Annotated in this window: 16 protein-coding genes and 1 pseudogene; 9 read left to right on the top strand and 8 right to left on the bottom strand. The window is 68.2% G+C overall.

What is annotated here, in order from left to right:
- Positions 1 to 17: 17 nt before the first annotated feature.
- The 3 genes and pseudogenes from ACUDP5_RS19335 to ACUDP5_RS19325 all read left to right on the top strand — a co-directional run bounded on the left by ACUDP5_RS19335 (position 18) and on the right by ACUDP5_RS19325 (position 1,392).
- Complete coding sequence (locus tag ACUDP5_RS19335) at positions 18 to 569, top strand: cysteine hydrolase family protein (RefSeq protein ID WP_445656920.1); 552 nt, start codon at positions 18 to 20, stop codon at positions 567 to 569.
- A 6-nt stretch (positions 570 to 575) separates the two neighbouring features.
- Positions 576 to 791 (top strand): annotated as a pseudogene (locus tag ACUDP5_RS19330) (DUF3820 family protein); the annotation flags it as partial.
- 268 nt (positions 792 to 1,059) lie between these two features.
- Positions 1,060 to 1,392, top strand: coding sequence for a hypothetical protein (locus ACUDP5_RS19325; protein ID WP_263911082.1), 333 nt, complete (start codon positions 1,060 to 1,062; stop codon positions 1,390 to 1,392).
- A 147-nt stretch (positions 1,393 to 1,539) separates the two neighbouring features.
- Here the strand turns inward: ACUDP5_RS19325 and ACUDP5_RS19320 are convergent, their stop codons facing one another.
- Complete coding sequence (locus tag ACUDP5_RS19320; protein ID WP_445656919.1) at positions 1,540 to 2,766, bottom strand: MFS transporter; 1,227 nt, start codon at positions 2,764 to 2,766, stop codon at positions 1,540 to 1,542.
- A gap of 234 nt (positions 2,767 to 3,000) precedes the next feature.
- On the opposite strand from ACUDP5_RS19320, the gene ACUDP5_RS19315 reads away from it, so the two are divergent.
- Both ACUDP5_RS19315 and ACUDP5_RS19310 read left to right on the top strand, forming a co-directional pair.
- Positions 3,001 to 3,969: a GlxA family transcriptional regulator gene (locus tag ACUDP5_RS19315; protein ID WP_445656918.1), complete on the top strand. Its 969-nt coding sequence runs from the start codon at positions 3,001 to 3,003 to the stop codon at positions 3,967 to 3,969.
- 179 nt (positions 3,970 to 4,148) lie between these two features.
- Entirely contained in the window at positions 4,149 to 5,402 is a 1,254-nt protein-coding gene (locus ACUDP5_RS19310; RefSeq protein ID WP_445656917.1) for an Hsp70 family protein, read from the top strand.
- Positions 5,403 to 5,475: 73 nt separating this feature from the next.
- Here the strand turns inward: ACUDP5_RS19310 and ACUDP5_RS19305 are convergent, their stop codons facing one another.
- Positions 5,476 to 6,396 carry a LysR family transcriptional regulator gene (locus ACUDP5_RS19305; RefSeq protein ID WP_263911076.1) on the bottom strand — a complete coding sequence of 307 codons (921 nt, stop codon included), beginning with the start codon at positions 6,394 to 6,396 and terminating at the stop codon, positions 5,476 to 5,478.
- Between the two features lie 136 nt (positions 6,397 to 6,532).
- On the opposite strand from ACUDP5_RS19305, the gene ACUDP5_RS19300 reads away from it, so the two are divergent.
- From ACUDP5_RS19300 to ACUDP5_RS19290, 3 genes are all read left to right on the top strand, one after another.
- Positions 6,533 to 7,552 carry a zinc-dependent alcohol dehydrogenase family protein gene (locus tag ACUDP5_RS19300; RefSeq protein ID WP_445656916.1) on the top strand — a complete coding sequence of 340 codons (1,020 nt, stop codon included), beginning with the start codon at positions 6,533 to 6,535 and terminating at the stop codon, positions 7,550 to 7,552.
- 135 nt (positions 7,553 to 7,687) lie between these two features.
- Positions 7,688 to 8,275, top strand: coding sequence for an NUDIX domain-containing protein (locus tag ACUDP5_RS19295; RefSeq protein ID WP_263911073.1), 588 nt, complete (start codon positions 7,688 to 7,690; stop codon positions 8,273 to 8,275).
- Between the two features lie 42 nt (positions 8,276 to 8,317).
- Complete coding sequence (locus ACUDP5_RS19290) at positions 8,318 to 8,653, top strand: 2Fe-2S iron-sulfur cluster-binding protein (RefSeq protein WP_263911072.1); 336 nt, start codon at positions 8,318 to 8,320, stop codon at positions 8,651 to 8,653.
- A 48-nt stretch (positions 8,654 to 8,701) separates the two neighbouring features.
- Here the strand turns inward: ACUDP5_RS19290 and ACUDP5_RS19285 are convergent, their stop codons facing one another.
- The 4 genes from ACUDP5_RS19285 to ACUDP5_RS19270 form a co-directional block, all read right to left on the bottom strand.
- Entirely contained in the window at positions 8,702 to 10,003 is a 1,302-nt protein-coding gene (locus ACUDP5_RS19285) for an MFS transporter (protein WP_263911070.1), read from the bottom strand.
- A 143-nt stretch (positions 10,004 to 10,146) separates the two neighbouring features.
- Positions 10,147 to 11,346: a hypothetical protein gene (locus tag ACUDP5_RS19280; protein ID WP_263911068.1), complete on the bottom strand. Its 1,200-nt coding sequence runs from the start codon at positions 11,344 to 11,346 to the stop codon at positions 10,147 to 10,149.
- Positions 11,347 to 11,363: 17 nt separating this feature from the next.
- Complete coding sequence (locus tag ACUDP5_RS19275) at positions 11,364 to 12,092, bottom strand: helix-turn-helix domain-containing protein (RefSeq protein ID WP_025135762.1); 729 nt, start codon at positions 12,090 to 12,092, stop codon at positions 11,364 to 11,366.
- Between the two features lie 129 nt (positions 12,093 to 12,221).
- Positions 12,222 to 12,650 (bottom strand): gamma-glutamylcyclotransferase family protein, encoded by a 429-nt coding sequence (locus ACUDP5_RS19270; protein ID WP_445656915.1) that lies wholly within the window; start codon positions 12,648 to 12,650, stop codon positions 12,222 to 12,224.
- Between the two features lie 139 nt (positions 12,651 to 12,789).
- On the opposite strand from ACUDP5_RS19270, the gene clpB reads away from it, so the two are divergent.
- Complete coding sequence (clpB, locus tag ACUDP5_RS19265; RefSeq protein WP_175191854.1) at positions 12,790 to 15,396, top strand: ATP-dependent chaperone ClpB; 2,607 nt, start codon at positions 12,790 to 12,792, stop codon at positions 15,394 to 15,396.
- Between the two features lie 108 nt (positions 15,397 to 15,504).
- Here the strand turns inward: clpB and ACUDP5_RS19260 are convergent, their stop codons facing one another.
- A complete protein-coding gene (locus ACUDP5_RS19260) occupies positions 15,505 to 15,945 on the bottom strand; it encodes a DUF1641 domain-containing protein (protein ID WP_263911064.1) in 441 nt (146 codons plus the stop codon).
- The gene (locus tag ACUDP5_RS19255) at positions 15,942 to 17,132 is read right to left on the bottom strand and encodes an NAD(P)/FAD-dependent oxidoreductase (protein ID WP_445656914.1); all 1,191 of its coding nucleotides are present in this window, start codon (positions 17,130 to 17,132) and stop codon (positions 15,942 to 15,944) included. The genes ACUDP5_RS19260 and ACUDP5_RS19255 overlap by 4 nt, the downstream gene beginning before the upstream one ends.
- Positions 17,133 to 17,242 lie beyond the last annotated feature (110 nt).

Raw genomic sequence — 17,242 nt, 5'->3', positions numbered from 1 at the left:
GACCCTACGAGGAAAGCATGACGTCCGCCCTGATCGTGATCGATGTGCAACGCGCCCTGTTCGAGACCACCCCCGCCCCCGCTGATGCCGAGGCGGTGTTGGCGCGCATCAACGCGCTGGCCGATCGCGCCCGCGCGGCCGGCGCGCCAGTCATCTACGTGCAGCACGAAGCCCCAGGCAGCCCGATGGATGTCGGCCTGCCGGCCTGGCAGCTGGACACGCGGCTGCGACCGGCCGAGGGCGACATCCGGGTGCGCAAGACCACGCCCGATTCCTTCCTGCGCACCGACCTGGCGGACGTGCTGGCGCAGGCCGGCGCCACGCGGCTGGTGGTGTGCGGCTATGCCAGCGAATTCTGCGTCGACACCACCGTGCGCCGCGCCGCGGCGCTGGGCTTTCCGGTGACGCTGGCGGCCGATGCCCACACCACGCAAGACAAGCCGCACGCGCCGGGCGCGCAGATCCGCGCGCACCACAACGCCACGTTGTCGTCCATTGCCAGCTTCGGCGTCAAGATCACGGCCGTTCCGGCCGCCGACATCCCCTTTGGCGGCACGGCCGCCCCCTGATATCCCATGGATCCCGAACTGCTGTCGTTGCTGGTGACGCGCACCATGCCGTTTGGCAAGTACCAGGGCCACCTGATCGCCGACCTGCCGGGACCCTACCTGGCCTGGTTTGCGCGCAAGGGCTTTCCGAAAGGGGAGCTTGGCCGCTTGCTGGCGCTGATGCTTGAGCTGGACCATAACGGCCTGTCTTCCTTACTGGATCCTTTACGGACCGCGCCGCGCGCCTGGCCGGGCCAGCCGCCCGGGGACTTGTCGGTCAAGCCCTCCGCCGCCAGCGCGTCGGGTGCGGCGGCGCCCCCCAAGCGGGCGGCCAAGCCCTGATCCGGGCGTTGCACCCGCCGCCGGGAAACCGCAAGAAACAAATCCCGCGTCGGGCGTAGCGTCTTGGCACGCCCACGTGGGGCGCCCGGGGCTACCATAGACCGGCGCGTCACCGGACGGGGCAGTTGATCCTGGTCGGCTGGCGCGCATTCATTGATGAGAGGTCGCCATGAAAAAACTTCCGCTGTCCGCCGTCTTGCTGGCTCTGGCCTGCGTGGCCGGCGCGGCCCACGCGCAGAGCGCGGCGCCGGTCACCCAGGAATACCAGTATCCCAGCCAGCGCTCCAAGGACGGCAGCCTGTCGCCGCCGTCCACCTTGCGCATGACCGTCACGCCCGACCCGAATTCGGCCCCTGTCGTGATTCGCGATTCTGCCGAAAGCCAGGCGGAATACGTGCGCTGCCGCGAAGTCTCGGACCGCGCCGCCGTGTCCAATGCCCAGATGCAGGCCGGCGTAGCGCAATGCCTGCAACAGCTGGAGCAGCGGCGTCAGCCGCAGTAGCGGCAATAGCAGCAATAGCAGCAATAGCAGCAATAGCGGCATTGGCGGCAACGGCGGCAACGGCGGAAAGTCTCAGTCCCCAGCCGTGAAGGAAAGCGCAGGCGGCCACCCTGGTTCGGATGCCTGTGCTTGACCCGCGACCGCCGCCTACGCCTGGCCGGCCATCGATGCCTGGCGTGCCGCGCCGCGCGCCCAGTACCACGTCATCAGGCCCGCGGCCAGCACCACCGGCAGCATGGCCGCATTCAGCGCTTCCCACCCGAAGGTGTCCAGCGCCGGCCCGGCGGCCAGGGTCGCCAGGGCGGTGGCCGCATAACGCAGCATCTCGGCCGCGCCCTGGGCGCGGGCGCGTTCGGCCGGCCGGTACGACTGCGCCAGCAGCGTGGTGCCGCCCACGAACATGAAATTCCAGCCCACGCCCAGGCAGAACAGGGCCGCGTAGAACGCCGGCAGCGACGGCGACCCCATCGCAATCAATGCGCTGGCGATGTTGAGCAGCATGCCCGCCCACAGGATGCGGGCCAGGCCGAAGCGCTGGATCAGCGACCCGGCGAACAAGGCGGGCGCGTACATGCCCACCAGGTGCCATTGCATGATGCCCGCGCCATCGCCGATGGTGTGGCTGCAGGCCACGGCGGCCAGCGGCGCGGCCGTCATGATGAACATCATCGATACGGAGCCCACGACGTTGTTGGCCAGCGCCGCCACGAAGATCGGCTGGCGCGCGACCTCGCGCAGCGGCCGCGCCGGCAGGCCGGCCTGGGTATCGCCGGCGTGCCCCGGCGCCTCGATGTCGCGGTAGAACGCCCATAGCAGCACGGCCGACAGCAGCGCCAGCAGGGCCACCATCAGGTATGCGCCGGCAAAGGTGACGGGGGCAAACAGGTCGCGGCTCCAGTTCGCCAGCGCGGGGCCGGCAATGGCGGCGATGACGCCGCCGGCCATCACCACCGAGATCGCGCGGGTCTTGGCGGCCGGTTCGACCGCGTCGGCGGCGGCCAGCCGGTAATACTGGGCAAACGCCTGGAACACGCCGACCAGCGCGGTGCCGGCGCAGAAGGCCCAGAAGTCCGAATGGAACACCGCCCAGACCGAGATGCCGCCGCCCGCCGCGCCGGCCAGGGCGCCCAGCGCGAAGCCGTTGCGGCGGCCGATGCGCTGCATCAGCAGCGAGGCGAACCAGGTGACCACGGCGCCCGCCACGGTGATCAATGCGAAGGGCAGGGTGGACAGCGCCTTGTTGGGCGCCAGCATGTGGCCGGTCAGGGCCGTCAGGGTCAGGTCGATGGAGATCGCGGCGATGAACAGGCCCTGGCAGATGGCGAGCAGGCGGGCGTTGCGTTGGCCGGGGGTGGAGCGGGATGACGGGCGCATAGGGGCGGCGGGCAGGAAAGAGGCGGGCCCCGGCCAGGGCGGCGCGGGGGATCGGGGCACGAAGTACGAGGCTCGGGTTTGACAGCGTTTACTGTAGTGAGGCAGACTTTGGCGTAAATGACATAATTCCCTTAAAAAACGCCATCGTGTTCCCCAGGCCTGAATGACCTGCCTTGCAGACCGATGCGCGCCGGAATCCATGCCAGGCCTTTTCAATCGCTACAGGCGCTTGCCATGCCCCATGTCGTCGCTTTTCTGCTCGTGCCCGACTTCCAGCTGCTGGACATGTCCGGCCCCGCCGCCGTGTTCCAGACCGCGGGCGCCCTGGCGCACACGGCGGCCGGGCCCGCCTACACAGTGCTGACGGTATCGGAACAGGGCGGCCTGGTGCGCAGCACCAGCGGCATCGAGATCCAGACCCGCCCCTGGCGCGGCCTGCGGGCCGACACCCTGATCGTCTCGGGCGGCGAGGGCGCGCGCGAATTCGCCGTCACGCCCGGCATGCGGCGTTATCTGCACGCCCAGCGACAGGCGGGTCGACGGCTGGCCAGCGTCTGCACCGGCGCCTTCGTGCTGGCGGGCGCCGGGTTGCTGGATGGCCTGCGCGCTACCACTCACTGGCGCCGCGCGGCCGCGCTGGCGCGCAACCATCCGAGCGTGCGGGTCGACGCCGACAAGATCCACATCCGCGACGGCGATACCTGGACGTCGGCCGGCATCACCGCCGGCATCGACCTGGCGCTGGCGATGGTCGAAACCGACCTGGGGGCCGACCTGGCCGCGGAGACCGCACGAGAAATGGTGGTGTACCACCGGCGCTCGGGCGGCCAATCGCAGTTCTCGGCATTGCAGGACCTGGCGCCCGAGAGCGACCGCATGCGGGCAGTCCTGGAACACATCCGCAGGCATCTCGGCACGGCGCTGTCCGTGGACCAGTTGGCCGAAGTGGCCTGCGTCAGCCCGCGCCAGTTCCTGCGCAGCTTCAAGGCCGAAACCGGCGAAACGCCGGCCAAGGCGGTCGAGCGCATTCGCGCCGAAGCCGCGCGCGGCCTGATCGCGGCGGGCGACAGCAGCATTGAAAGCATCGCGCGGCGGGTCGGCTTCACCGATACCGAGCGCATGCGGCGGGCATTCCTGCGCGTCTACGGCCAACCGCCGCAGGCGCTGCGGCGGGCGGCCCGAAGCCAGGCTGCCGCCGCCTGACAGGGCGTCTGCCGGGCCAGGATCGCCAGGCGGGTCCGGTTAGCGCGGGCACGGGCCCCGCCGCCGCGCCATGACCCTGGTTTTCGTCGCGACAGCACTGCGCCGCCCGGGGTGACATGGCATTTCGGGCGGTTGCGGCTACACTTGTCCGCCGTTTTGCTTTCAGCCCCCGAATTTCCATGATTTCCACCGCATGCGGCGTCGACTTCGGCACCTCGAACTCCACCGTCGGCTGGAGCCGCCCCGACCAGCGCGCGCTTCTCGCCCTTGAAGACGGCAAGACCACCTTGCCCTCGGCCATTTTCTTCCACGACGAAGATGCCGAGGTCAGCTACGGCCGCGCGGCCATCTCCGACTACCTGGCGGGCTACGACGGGCGCCTGATGCGCTCGATGAAGAGCCTGCTGGGCAGTTCGCTCATCGACGGCTCGACCGAGGTGCAGGGCCGCTCGATTCCGTTTCGCGTGCTGCTCACCCGCTTCATCGCCGAACTCAAGCGCCGTGCCGAAATCGCCGCCGGGCGCGAGTTCACGCGCGCCGTGCTGGGCCGGCCGGTGTTCTTCGTGGACGACAACACGGCCGCCGACCAGACCGCGCAGGACACGCTGGGTGAAATCGCGCGCAGCGTCGGCTTTACCGACATCGAATTCCAGTTCGAACCGCTGGCCGCCGCATTCGACTACGAATCGCAGATCGACCGCGAAGAGCTGGTGCTGGTCATCGACATCGGCGGCGGTACCTCGGACTTTTCGCTGATCCGCCTGGGGCCCGACCGCGCCGGCAAGGCCGACCGCCGTGAAGACATCCTGGCCTACGGCGGCGTGCATATCGGCGGGGTCGACTTCGACAAGCAACTGAGCCTGGCGCACGTGATGCCGCTGTTGGGCCTGGGCAGCCAGTTGCGCAGCGGCAAGGACGTGCCCTCCACGCAGTACGGCAACCTGGCCTGCTGGCACACCATCAACCAGGCGTACACGCGCAAGGCGGCCGAGCATTTCGCCTACATCCGCGCCGAAGCCGGCGACCGCGAAAAGATCGACCTGCTGCTCAACCTGATCAAGCAGCGCGCCGGCCACTGGGTGGCGGTGCAGGTGGAAGAGGCCAAGATCGCGTTGTCCGAATCCCCAGCCGCGCGCATCGACCTGTCGCGCATCGCCCCTGACCTGGGCGTGGACGTCACCCGTCCGTCATTCGATGCCAGCGTGGCGCGCCTGATCGAAAAGGTCGAGCAGACCGTGGGCGCGTTGTTGCGCGATGCGGGCGTGGCCACGACGGAAGTGGACACGGTGTTCTTCACCGGTGGCTCCAGCCGCGTGCCGCGCCTGCGCGAAAGCGTGTCGGCCCTGGTGCCGGGTGCGCGCAGCGTGGAAGGCGACCTGTTCGGCAGCATCGGCGCGGGTCTGGCGCTGGACGCGCGCCGCAAGTTCGACTGATCGCCGCCGGGTCGGCCTTCGCCTGCCTCGCCCGCACGGCCTGGATACGGACCTGGCCGGCGCTGACCCGTGCCTACTTGGCCAGCATTGCCGGCACCCGCTCGGCCAGCGCGTCGATCGCCACGCGCGTGCGCGACGGCAGGTAGCGCGCCTGCGGCCAGACGGCGTGCACGTCGTGCGCGGCCATCATGTCGCCGTGCATCAGCACTTCCAGCTCGCCTGAACGCACATAGTGCGTCAGCATCCAGCACGGCAGCCACGCCAGCCCCGCGCCCGCGATGGCGGCGTCGGCGATGGCCTGCAGATCATCGAACCGCAGCCGCGGCGAGACGTGCAGCTGGATCACCTTGCCATCCGGCCCCATGACCGACCAGCCTTTCTCGACGCCGCCGTGGGCATAGACCACGCCCACGTGCTGGCGCATCTCGTCCAGCGTGGCCGGGCGGCCGTGGGCGGCGATATAGGCGGGTGAGGCGCCGATGCCCATGGTCTGCATGCCCAGGCGGCGCGCGGCCAGGCTGGCACTATCGGGCAGGCGGCCGATGCGGATGCCCAGGTCGTAGCCTTCCTCGATCAGGTCCACCACGCGGTCGTTGAAGGAAATGTCGATCTGCAGTTGCGGATACTGCAGGGCCAGTTCACGCAGCACCGGCGCCACGCAGTGCCGGCCGAACACCAGCGGCGCGCTCACCCGCAGGCGGCCTTGCGGCGAACGCCGGCCGCTGTCCAGCTCAGCCTCGGCGTCGTGCAGTTCCGCCAGCGCGCGCACGCAGCGGTCGTAATAGGCCTGGCCGGCGTCAGTCAGGCTTTGCTGGCGGGTGGTGCGGTGAAACAGCCGCGTGCCCAGCCGGGCTTCGAGGCGGGCAATGGCTTTGCCCACCGCCGAGCGGGTCAGGTTCAGGCGGTCGGCGGCCAGCGCGAAGCTGCCGGCCTCGGCGGCCTGCACGAAGACCTCGATGCCGCCCAGTCGGTCGTGGGGCGTGGGGGTGGCCATGATGATTGGTGCCTTGGTGGAAGCATTCAGTGGAAAAAATGCCGCCACTGGATAGTTTGGTTCCCGGATATCGTAACCCTACCGTGCCGCGCCGTCATGGCCGGCTTCCAGAACCCGATTCATCAAGGACCTCATCATGCAGGCATACCAGATCAGCGGCGGGCAGGGCATCGGCTCGCTCAAGCGCGTGACGCTCACCTCGCGCGAACTCGGCCCGTTCGAGGTGCGCGTGCGCATCAAGGCCGTATCGCTGAACTTTCGCGACCTGATGGTCGCGCGCGGCGACTATCTGAAGACCTCGGGCAGCCCCGTCATTCCGGCGTCCGACGCCGCCGGCGAAGTCGTGGCCGCAGGTGCCGGCGTGACGCGTTTCAAGGCCGGCGACCGCGTCATGGGCGCCTTCATGCCCAACTGGATCGACGGCGACCCCACGCCCGTCAACACCGCGCTGGCCCCCGGCGCGGCGACCGACGGCGTGCTGGCCACCGAAGCGGTCTACGCCGAGCACGGCCTGGTGGCGATTCCGGATTCGCTGTCGGACGAGCAGGCCGCCACGTTGCCCTGCGCGGCCGTCACGGCCTGGAATGCCTTGTTCGTCGCCGGCCGCGCCCGCGCCGGCCAGACCGCCTTGTTGCTGGGCACCGGCGGGGTATCGATCTGGGGCCTGCAACTGGCCAAGGCCGCGGGCCTGCGCGCCATCATCACCTCGTCCAGCACCGACAAGCTGGCGCGCGCCCGCGAACTGGGCGCCGACGGCCTGATCAACTATCGCGACACCCCGCAATGGCAGGACGAAGTGCTGCGCCTCACGCACGGCGAAGGCGCGCACGTGGTGCTGGAAGTGGGGGGCGAGGGGACGCTCGTGCGCTCGGTGGCGTCGGCGCGCATGGGCGGCACCATCGGCATCATCGGCGGGGTCAGCGGCTTTGCCGCCACGCCGGTATCGCCGCTGGCGCTGATCGCCGGCAGCAAGCGCCTGGAAGGCATTTTCGTGGGCAGCCGCAAGATGCTGGAAGACGTGACGCGGCTGGTGCACACCGCGCGTATCGCGCCGGTGATCGACCGCGTGTTCGGTTTTGACCAAGCGCCGGCCGCCTTCGAACACCTGGCCTCGGGACGCCACTTCGGCAAGATCGTGATCCGCGTCGACGCCTGACGGGTGGGCCGGGCCGGCGCCGATGACGCGCAGGCGGCGTCATCGGGTCGGTTGTCGCAAGCGCGATGGTAAGCTGCAAGCTTGCCCGCCGGGCCGCCTGTTGCGCCCGCCGCTTGACTGCCGACCCGTCCCGCCATGATCCACAAGCCCGATTCGCACCTGTTCGAAGAACGCGTTGCCAGCGAAGCGCCCTACGAGGGCCGCTTCCTCAAGATCCGCAACGACACCGTCCGCCTGCCCAACGGCCATACGTCCACGCGTGAATACGTGGTGCATCCCGGCGCGGTGGTGGTGATTCCGCTGCTGGACGACGGCCGCGTGCTGCTCGAACGCCAGTACCGCTACCCGGTCGGCCAGGTGATGACGGAATTTCCCGCCGGCAAGCTGGACCCGGGCGAAGACCCGCTGGTCTGCGGCCAGCGCGAACTGCTCGAAGAAACCGGCTACACCGCCACGCAATGGGCCCGCGCCGGCGCCCTGCACCTGGCCATCGCCTATTCCACCGAGATCATCCACATCTACTTTGCACGCGGCCTGCGCGCCGGCCCGCAGCAACTGGACCCGGACGAATTCCTGGACGTCTTCAGCGCCCAGCCGGCCGACCTGATCGCCGCCTGCGCCCAGGGCCAGGTCACCGACGCCAAGACCCTGACCTGCGTGCTGTGGCTGCAGAACGTGCTGTCCGGCGCCTGGCAGCTGGACTGGCAAGACCATCCGGCCTGAGGCCCGCCGCGCCCTCGGCCGTTGTTCGCCCCCGGTTCCGCCATGCCCGCCTTTCCCGTGCTGCTGCAACCGTCCGGCCTGCGTTTCGAGGCCGACGCCGACACGCCCGTGCTGGCCGCCGCGCAGGCCGCGGGCATCAAGCTGCCCAGCTCGTGCCGCAACGGCACCTGTCGCGCCTGCATGTGCCTGCTGCTGGCAGGCGACATTGCCTACCGCATCGAATGGCCGGGCCTGTCGCGCGATGAAAAGGAAGAAGGCTGGATCCTGCCCTGCGTGGCCCACGCCTGTTCGCCGCTCGAGATCCAGTCCTTGCAGGCCGAACGCATCGAAGCCGCCCCGCCCGCGCCGCCGCGGCCCCTGACCGGGGCGCGGCGCTAGCCGTCCTGGGTGGCCGGGCAGACCGCCGCGTGGCGGCCGGCCCCCGCATCACTCGTGCTTGTGCATGGCCGACTGGTGCTTGGTGTCGCGCATGGTGGCGTACACCAGCAGCGAAATGAAGATCACGCCCGCCAGGTAGTAGTAGAACCATTCTTCATGGCCCTGCTGCTTGAACCACAGCGCAATGGCGGGCGCGGTGCCGCCGAAGATCGACACGGTGATTGCGTAGGGCACCGCCACGCCGGTGGCGCGGATATTGGTCGGGAACAGCTCGGCCTTCACCACGGCGTTGATCGACGTGTAGCCGGCGGTGAACACCCAGGCCGCGCAGATCAGCAGGAAGGCAATGAATGGCGACCGCGTGTGCGACAGCGTCATCAGGATCGGCACCGTCAGCGCCGCGCCCGCAATGCCGAAGAACACCAGCAGCGGTTTGCGCCCGATCTTGTCCGACAGCGCGCCATACAGCGGCTGCAGGATCAGCGCGAAGATCAGCGAGGCCGCAATGACATAGGTGGTGACGATGTCGGAGAACCCGGCCGTCTGCCGCACGAAGGTCTGCATATAGGTGGTGAAGGTGTAGAACGCCGCCGTGCCGCCGGCCGTCAGGCCCACCACGATGGCGACCTCGCGCGGATAGCGCAGCAGGCCGCGCAGCGAACTGGTCTGCGGCTTGCGCCGGCTGGCTTCCTTGTACGAATCGGTTTCCGGCATGTCGCGCCGCATCAATGCCGTGATGACGGCCAGCATCGCGCCGATCACGAACGGAATGCGCCAGCCCCATTGCACCAGCTGCTCGTGCGTCAGGAACACGTTCTGCAACAGCAGCAAGACCAGGATGGCGCATAACTGCCCGCCGATCAGCGTGACGTACTGGAAGCTGGAATAGAACCCCCGGTGCTCGGGGTCGGCGATCTCGGTCAGGTAGGTGGCGCTGGCGCCATACTCGCCGCCCAGGCTCAGCCCTTCGATCACCCGCGCCAGGGCCAGCAGCGCCGGCGCGGCCAGGCCGATGGACGCATAGGTGGGCGTGACCGCGATGATGAGCGAACCCACGCACATCATGCCCACCGACACCATCAATGACAGCCGTCGCCCGTGCCGGTCGGCCAGGTGGCCGAACAGCCAGCCGCCCAGCGGCCGCACGATGAAGCCGGCCGCGAACAGCGTGGCTGCATTCAGCTGCTGGACGACGGGGTCGTGCGAGGGGAAAAAGGCGGGGGCGAAGTACAGGGCGAAGGCGGTATAGGCGTAGAAGTCATACCACTCCACCAGGTTGCCCATGGAGCCGACGAAGATGGCCTTGATACGGCGTTTGGCGTCGGGCATGTCCAGATACGATTGGGTCATCGCTGTCTTCCAGGGAAGTCCGTACCCCCTTATCTTGCGCCCGCGGGCGCAAAAATGCACCCCTGTATCTCATTGAATTTATTCAGCTTTTGGTCAGAATGGCGGTGCGGCCCGCGCCGCGCGGGCGGCCGGAAAACGGGGCCTTACTTGCCCGGCGGCGCGATCACCGAGCAGGCTGCGGCGCCAGGGGGCGCGATGGCGTTTTCGCCCAGCAGGGCGCGCACGCCGCAGACCGAGCCGAACATGCCCTGGTTCTCGTGCCCCACGCCGGCCACTTCGAAACCCGCGCGGTGCAGGGTCACGGGCTTGGCGCCGCGGCTGGCCACGATGCGCTCGTATTGCAGGTAGGCAGTGCCGCGCGCCAGCCGGGTGGCGCCCTGGGCCTCGGCGCCGCAGGTCTTGTCCAGCAGGCGGTGTTCGGGGTTGTTGTCGGCGCCGCCCAGCAGATAGGTCACGTCGCGCGCGGCGTAGCGCACGAACAGCTTGTCGTCGGCGGCGTCGTGCGCGTAGGGCGGCAGCTTGTCGGTGCCGTACTTGTACTGGTTGTAGGTGGGGCAGATGCCGCGTTCGTAGGGCGCGTAGCCCTTGCCGTCCGGGCGCGGGCGCTCGTTGGTCAGGTACAGGTAGGACGAGGGGTTCGCCACCACGTAGCGCAGCGCCACGCCGTCGCGGCGCAGCGGGCCGTCGAGCTGGTTCAGCACGGCGTAGCGTTGCACCAGCTGGGCGCCGCCGGAATGCCCGGCCAGCACGATGCCGGCCAGCGTGGGCAGGCGCTTGCGGTCGTCCAGGCTGCGCAGCAGGTCGTCGATGACCTGGAACGAACTGACCGGCGCCGGCCGGCCCGCGGCCTGCACGCTGTCCTCGCCGTCTTCCCAGCCGGACTTGCGCCAGGCGGCCATGCCGGCAAAGCCGGAATCGATCACGCCGACAAACCGCGGCGCCAGGATCAAGGTGTCGCCCGCGCGCGCCGGGTTGGCGGCCAGCAGGGTGGCGGCGGTTTCGTAATAGCGGTCGGCGTCGCGCTTGACGCCATGGAAGACGATGACGATTTGCTTGATATCGCGCAGGTCGTCGCGCGCCAGGTTGCGGTTAGCATAAACCGGTATCTTGTAGCGGCGGCCGGGCTTGCCCAGCTCAAGCGTCTGCCAGCGCGGCACCGCCACGCGCTTGGGCGCGGGCGTGGCTTCGTCGTAGTTGTAGGGGTCGGGCAGCGGCGTCTGGGCGCGTACGGCCGCAGGGGCCAGCAGCGCCAGGGCCAGGGCGGCCACCGCCGCGGCCCCGGCGGCACGCGCGCGCCGCGGAGACGGCGTCGGCGATGACGGGGCGGCGGGCGCGCGGTACATGGCGCGGGCAGGCAGGGTCAGCAGCCTTCGTGGCCCAGCAGCTGCTTGAGCGCGGGCAGGTCCAGGATGCGGACTTCGCGCTGGTTGATGCGGATCAGGCCGTCGCGGGCAAAGCGCGAGAACAGCCGGCTGACGGTTTCCAGCGTCAGGCCCAGGAAATTGCCGATTTCCTCGCGGCTCATGCGCAGCACGAACTCGGTGGACGAATAGCCCAGCGAGGCGTAGCGCTGCGACAGGTTCAGCAGGAAGGCGGCCAGGCGCTGTTCCGAACGCATCGAGCCCAGCGAGGCCAGCATCTGGTGCGACCGGGTGATCTCGCGGCTCATGAGGCGGCGAAACTGCTGCTGCAGCGACGGCAGGTGCGTGGCCACGCGGTCGACTTCGTTCAGGCGGATCACGCAGACTTCGGAGTCTTCCAGTGCGACGGCGGCCGACACGTGCTTGCCTTCCAGCATGCCGTCCATGCCGACGATTTCGCCGGGCAGGTGGAAACCGGTGATCTGGATCTGGCCGGTGGCGTCTTCAAGCTGCGTCTTCAGGCTGCCAAAGCGCACCCCGTAGACGGCATCAAGGGGATTGTCCAGCGAATACAGCGTTTTGCCTTTTTCAAGGCGCACGCGCTCTTTCACCAGTTCGTCCAGCTTTTCGACTTCGGCGGCGGCCATGCCGACCGGGACACACACGTGGCCCAGCATACACGTGGAACAGTGGGCGGCATCAGGGGCAACGGGGACCCGTTTTTGCATACGATGACCTCTAAAGTGGCCGGGCCTGGCGGGTAGCCGGGCAGGCGCAAAGCGTGAGACAGGTATCTATTGTAGTCCGTTGTTACTACGGGTGTCTTACGGGGTGGACAGGGGGCGGCCGCCGGGGACTTATCCGGCCGCCGGCCGGGCACGCCGGTAGGCCACCCAGTCGTCCCCCGCCACGTCGCGGGCCGCGCCGCGCAGGGCGGGGTCGATCGGGTAGTACTCGCAGGTCACGGGGGCGGCCCCGGCCGGGTCCAGGGGCTGGGCCAGCACCGTGCGGCGCACGAAGCAGCAGGGCTGGCCGGGCACGTATTCCTCGATCTCGTCCATCAGGGCGACGAGATCGGGCGTGACCTCGTAGATGTCGCCCAGCACCCGGCGTCCGTCGGCCACGGGGATCAGCCCCGGCCAGTCGCCGAAGTCCACCAGCGTGCCGGGCACGGTGGCCGCGCCCACATGCCGGGCAGGCGCCAGGCCGCGAGCCGCGGCGGCTTGCGCCAGATCATTGATTTCGCCCGCGCGTAGCGTGCCGTAGACAAAAACGTATATGCTCATAGTTCAGATTGTTGCGGTACGCGGATCCGTCCACGAGGCCCGGCCAGGTGTTGAAATTTTCGCATCCGGCCGCATATTCAGGTCATCGAGCCCGCCGGCATGTATCGGTCAGGCTCCTCAACAAGCCACTACGACCATTATGCGATTCGACAAACTGACTACCAAGTTCCAGCAAGCCCTGGCCGACGCTCAAAGTCTGGCCGCCCGCAACGACCATCCCTATATCGAGCCCGTCCACGTGCTGTCGGCGCTGCTGTCCGACCCCGACAGCGGCGCGGGCAGCCTGCTGGCGCGCGCCGGCGTGGCCGTCAACCGCTTGCAGCCGGCGCTGGACAGCGCCTTCAAGTCGCTGCCGCAGGTGCAGGGCGAAGACAACGTCCAGGTGGGCCGCGACCTGCAGGGCGTGCTGACCCGCACCGACAAGGAAGCCGCGCGCCGCGGCGACACCTACATCGCCAGCGAACTGTTCCTGTTGGCCCTGGCCGACGACAAGGGCGAAGCGGGCCGCATCCTGCGTGAAGCCGGCCTGCAGAAAAAGGCCCTGGAAGCCGCCATCGACGCCGTGCGCGGCGGCGAGAACGTGTCCGGCGCCGAAGGCGAATCCAATCGCGAAGCCCTGTCCAAGTACACGATGGACCTGACCGAGCGCGCCCGCCAGGGCAAGCTCGACCCGGTCATCGGCCGCGACGACGAAATCCGCCGCACCATCCAGATCCTGCAACGCCGCACCAAGAACAACCCGGTCCTGATCGGCGAACCCGGCGTGGGCAAGACCGCCATCGTCGAAGGCCTGGCGCAGCGCATCGTCAACGACGAAGTGCCCGAGACCCTGCGCGGCAAGCGCGTGCTGTCGCTCGACCTGGCCGCGCTGCTGGCCGGCGCCAAGTTCCGCGGCGAATTCGAAGAACGCCTGAAGGCCGTGCTCAAAGAGCTGTCGCTGGACGACGGCAGCAACATCGTCTTCATCGACGAGCTGCACACCATGGTCGGCGCCGGCAAGGCCGAAGGCGCGATGGACGCGGGCAACATGCTCAAGCCGGCGCTGGCGCGCGGCGAGCTGCACTGCATCGGCGCCACCACGCTGGACGAATACCGCAAGTACATCGAAAAGGATGCCGCGCTGGAACGCCGCTTCCAGAAGGTGCTGGTCGACGAACCCGATGTCGAGTCCACCATCGCCATCCTGCGCGGCCTGCAAGAGCGCTACGAGATCCACCACGGCGTCGAGATCACCGACCCGGCCATCGTGGCCGCGGCCGAACTCTCGCATCGCTACATCACCGACCGCTTCCTGCCCGACAAGGCCATCGACCTGATCGATGAAGCCGGCGCGCGCATCCGCATGGAAATCGATTCCAAGCCGGAAGTGATGGACAAGCTCGACCGCCGCATCATCCAGCTCAAGATCGAGCGCGAAGCCGTCAAGAAGGAAACCGACGACGCGTCCAAGCGTCGCCTGGGCGTCATCGAAGAAGAACTGGAAAAGCTGCAACGCGAATACAACGATTTCGAGGAAATCTGGAAGGCCGAGAAGGCCGCGGTGCAAGGCACCCAGGCCATCAAGGAAGAAATCGACAGCGTGCGCGCCGAAATGGCCGAACTGCAGCGCAAGGGCCAGTTCGACAAGCTGGCCGAACTGCAATACGGCAAGCTGCCCGACCTGGAAGCGCGCCTGAAGGCCGCTGAAGTGGGCGCGGCCCAGGCCGCCGAAGAAGCCGAAGGCGGCGAAGGCCGGCCGCGGCTCTTGCGCACCCGCGTCGGCGCTGAGGAAATCGCCGAGGTCGTGTCGCGCGCCACCGGCATTCCGGTGTCCAAGATGATGCAGGGCGAACGCGAAAAGCTGCTGCACATGGAAGACTACCTGCACAAGCGCGTGGTCGGCCAGGACGAGGCCGTGCGCCTGGTGTCCGACGCCATCCGGCGTTCGCGCGCCGGCCTGGCGGACCCGTCGCGGCCCTATGGCTCGTTCCTGTTCCTGGGCCCCACGGGCGTGGGCAAGACCGAACTGACGCGCGCGCTGGCCGAGTTCCTGTTCGACTCCGAAGAGCACATGATCCGCATCGACATGAGCGAGTTCATGGAAAAGCACTCGGTGGCGCGGCTGATCGGCGCGCCCCCCGGATACGTGGGCTACGAAGAAGGCGGCTACCTGACCGAAGCCGTGCGCCGCAAGCCGTATAGCGTGGTGCTGCTCGATGAAGTCGAAAAGGCCCATCCGGACGTCTTCAACGTGCTGCTGCAAGTGCTGGACGACGGCCGCCTGACCGACGGCCAGGGCCGCACGGTGGACTTCCGCAACACGGTCATCGTGATGACGTCCAACCTGGGCTCGCACCACATCCAGAGCCTGGCTGGCAAGCCGTACGACGTGGTCAAGGAAGTGGTCTGGGACGAGCTCAAGCAGACGCTGCGGCCCGAGTTCCTGAACCGCATCGACGAAGTCGTGGTGTTCCATGGCCTGGAAGCGCAGCACATCGAGTCCATCGCCCGCATCCAGCTGCGCCGCCTGGCCGAGCGCCTGGAAAAGCAGGAGATGCGCCTGGAAGTGACCGAACCGGCGCTGGCGGAACTGGCGCGCGGCGGGTTCGACCCGGTGTTCGGGGCGCGGCCGCTCAAGCGCGCGATCCAGCAGCAGATCGAGAACCCGGTCGCCCGGTTGATCCTGGAAGGCCAGTTCGGCCCGCGCGACGTGGTGCCGGTGGATTGGCGCGACGGCAAGTTCGTCTTTACGCGCACCTTGCAGTAAACCGCGCCCTCGGCGCGGCGAGGTGGCTGCCTCGCCTGGCGCAAAGGCCCCGCCCGGGAAACCGGGCGGGGCCTTTTGTTCTTGGGGCGCCCGGCAACCGGTCTGCCCCTAGGGGGCGGCGTAGTCCTCCCGTTGCTGGCGCATCTGCCTGCCCAGGCCTTGCAGCGACCGTAGCGCCAGCGCCAGGCCGCGCCGGGTGTCTTCGTCCCTGAACAGCTGGAACAGGCCCGCCAGGCCCGGCGGCTGCGCCTCTTGCATGCCCTGGGCCTGGGCCGCGCGCCACGCGTTGGCCAGCGTCCAGGCGGCGCCTGCCGCCTGGTCCGACAGGGCGCCCAATTTTTCCACCATGGGCGCGTCCAGCAGATCCACCAGGTCGGACGCCAACGCCAGCAGGTCCACCACGTTGTCCAGGCGGCCGCTGTCGGCCAGGGGCCGCAGCTTGTCCGCCAGCAACGTCAGGCTGTCGCCGCCATCGGCCGCCTGGGGAGTGTGAAGGACGCTGGCGCAGCGTTCGGGCGCCGGCAGGGTGTTGTCGTGGTGCGCGGTCATAGCATTCCCCTGGCAACGGACCAATACAGGCCTCGGTTGAAACCCTGGCGCAGCAGGCCGCCCAGCTTGGTGGGCGGCGTGGGCCGCACATCGTGCGTGTAGTCATACCAGAGCGGCATGCCGGCGTTCAGCCCCATCTGCGCGACCGCCTGTACGCGGCCTTCATAGACGCTGGCGGGATGGCCCAGCCGGATCTCGCCGGCGATGTTGTTGGCGATGACGGGCGCCTGGTTGTGGCACGAGCCGCCGGCCTTGCTGACGGGCAAGTCCACCGTGTCGCCGATCACATAGACTTTCTGCAAGCCATACACCTGCAAGGTCTCGTGATCGGTAGGCAGCCAGCCTTCGTTGTCCGGCGCCTGCGAGGCGCCGGATTCCAGCACCACGTCCACCGCGCGGATCGGCGGCGTGGCCATGAGGATGTCGAACGGCTGCTCGGCGCCTTCCTCCGAATAGGCGATGCGGCGTTCGGGATCCACGCGCGACAGCGTGAAGCCGCGCTGAAAGCGTATGCCGCGCTGCTCGAAAATGGCGGGCAGCACGTCGCAGGTGGGTTGCTGCAGGAACAGGCAATTGCGCAGCAGTTGCGCGGTGGTGGGGTAGGTGTAGACGATCTCGACCCGGTCGCGCACGCCGCGGCGGCGCAGGTAGTCGTCCAGCATCAGGGTGGTTTCGATGGGAGCGATGCCGCACTGGTGCGGCACATTGGGCGTCTTGGGGAACGTGACGCTGACGAAGACCCGGCCGCGCTCGATCCGGGATAGCCGGTCGGCCAGTTGGCGCGCCGGTTCGTACTGGTAGAAATGGTCGCCCGCTTCACGCAGGCCCTCGATGCGCTCGGGCGCCGGCACGCAGCCCGTGGCGATCACCAGGTAGTCATAGCCGTAGCGCTTGCCGCTGCGCGTGGTGACCTGCTGCGCGTTGAAATCGAAGCGGGTCACCTTATCGACGCGGAATTCGATTTCGGGACGTAGCAGGGACCTTTCGGGGCGCTTGAGTTCTTCCTGGAAAAACAGGTTGAACGCCACATACATGAAGGCGGGCTTGTAGTAGTGGTCCGGTGAGTCGGACAGCAGCAGGACGCTGACTTCGCCGCGCGATACCTCGGGGTACAGCTTCTGGACCAGTTGATTGGCCAGCATGGTGCCGCCCACCCCGCCCCCGACGACGACAATTCGCTTGCTCATAAAAATCCTCCGGTGAGAATAATCAGGAACCAAGTGCCTTGCCCGTCCATATGTAGCAAGCGTGGGGTGTTGGGTCAATCAAATAACTTCTATTTATAAAAAAACATCCT

This window comes from Achromobacter sp. NCFB-sbj8-Ac1-l, from assembly GCF_052695805.1.
Note: the sequence above shows the minus strand (reverse complement) of the source record. Positions and strands in the feature narration are given on the sequence as shown.

Excerpts from the sequence above, each read along its gene's own strand:
- ACUDP5_RS19305 (WP_263911076.1), bottom strand. The coding sequence starts at position 6,396 with ATGGCCACCCCCACGCCCCACGACCGACTGGGCGGCATCGAGGTCTTC.
- ACUDP5_RS19335 (WP_445656920.1), top strand. The coding sequence starts at position 18 with ATGACGTCCGCCCTGATCGTGATCGATGTGCAACGCGCCCTGTTCGAG.
- ACUDP5_RS19320 (WP_445656919.1), bottom strand. The coding sequence starts at position 2,766 with ATGCGCCCGTCATCCCGCTCCACCCCCGGCCAACGCAACGCCCGCCTG.
- ACUDP5_RS19285 (WP_263911070.1), bottom strand. The coding sequence starts at position 10,003 with ATGACCCAATCGTATCTGGACATGCCCGACGCCAAACGCCGTATCAAG.
- ACUDP5_RS19290 (WP_263911072.1), top strand. The coding sequence starts at position 8,318 with ATGCCCGCCTTTCCCGTGCTGCTGCAACCGTCCGGCCTGCGTTTCGAG.
- clpB (WP_175191854.1), top strand. The coding sequence starts at position 12,790 with ATGCGATTCGACAAACTGACTACCAAGTTCCAGCAAGCCCTGGCCGAC.
- ACUDP5_RS19275 (WP_025135762.1), bottom strand. The coding sequence starts at position 12,092 with ATGCAAAAACGGGTCCCCGTTGCCCCTGATGCCGCCCACTGTTCCACG.
- ACUDP5_RS19270 (WP_445656915.1), bottom strand. The coding sequence starts at position 12,650 with ATGAGCATATACGTTTTTGTCTACGGCACGCTACGCGCGGGCGAAATC.
- ACUDP5_RS19310 (WP_445656917.1), top strand. The coding sequence starts at position 4,149 with ATGATTTCCACCGCATGCGGCGTCGACTTCGGCACCTCGAACTCCACC.
- ACUDP5_RS19300 (WP_445656916.1), top strand. The coding sequence starts at position 6,533 with ATGCAGGCATACCAGATCAGCGGCGGGCAGGGCATCGGCTCGCTCAAG.
- ACUDP5_RS19255 (WP_445656914.1), bottom strand. The coding sequence starts at position 17,132 with ATGAGCAAGCGAATTGTCGTCGTCGGGGGCGGGGTGGGCGGCACCATG.
- ACUDP5_RS19325 (WP_263911082.1), top strand. The coding sequence starts at position 1,060 with ATGAAAAAACTTCCGCTGTCCGCCGTCTTGCTGGCTCTGGCCTGCGTG.
- ACUDP5_RS19295 (WP_263911073.1), top strand. The coding sequence starts at position 7,688 with ATGATCCACAAGCCCGATTCGCACCTGTTCGAAGAACGCGTTGCCAGC.
- ACUDP5_RS19260 (WP_263911064.1), bottom strand. The coding sequence starts at position 15,945 with ATGACCGCGCACCACGACAACACCCTGCCGGCGCCCGAACGCTGCGCC.
- ACUDP5_RS19280 (WP_263911068.1), bottom strand. The coding sequence starts at position 11,346 with ATGTACCGCGCGCCCGCCGCCCCGTCATCGCCGACGCCGTCTCCGCGG.
- ACUDP5_RS19315 (WP_445656918.1), top strand. The coding sequence starts at position 3,001 with ATGCCCCATGTCGTCGCTTTTCTGCTCGTGCCCGACTTCCAGCTGCTG.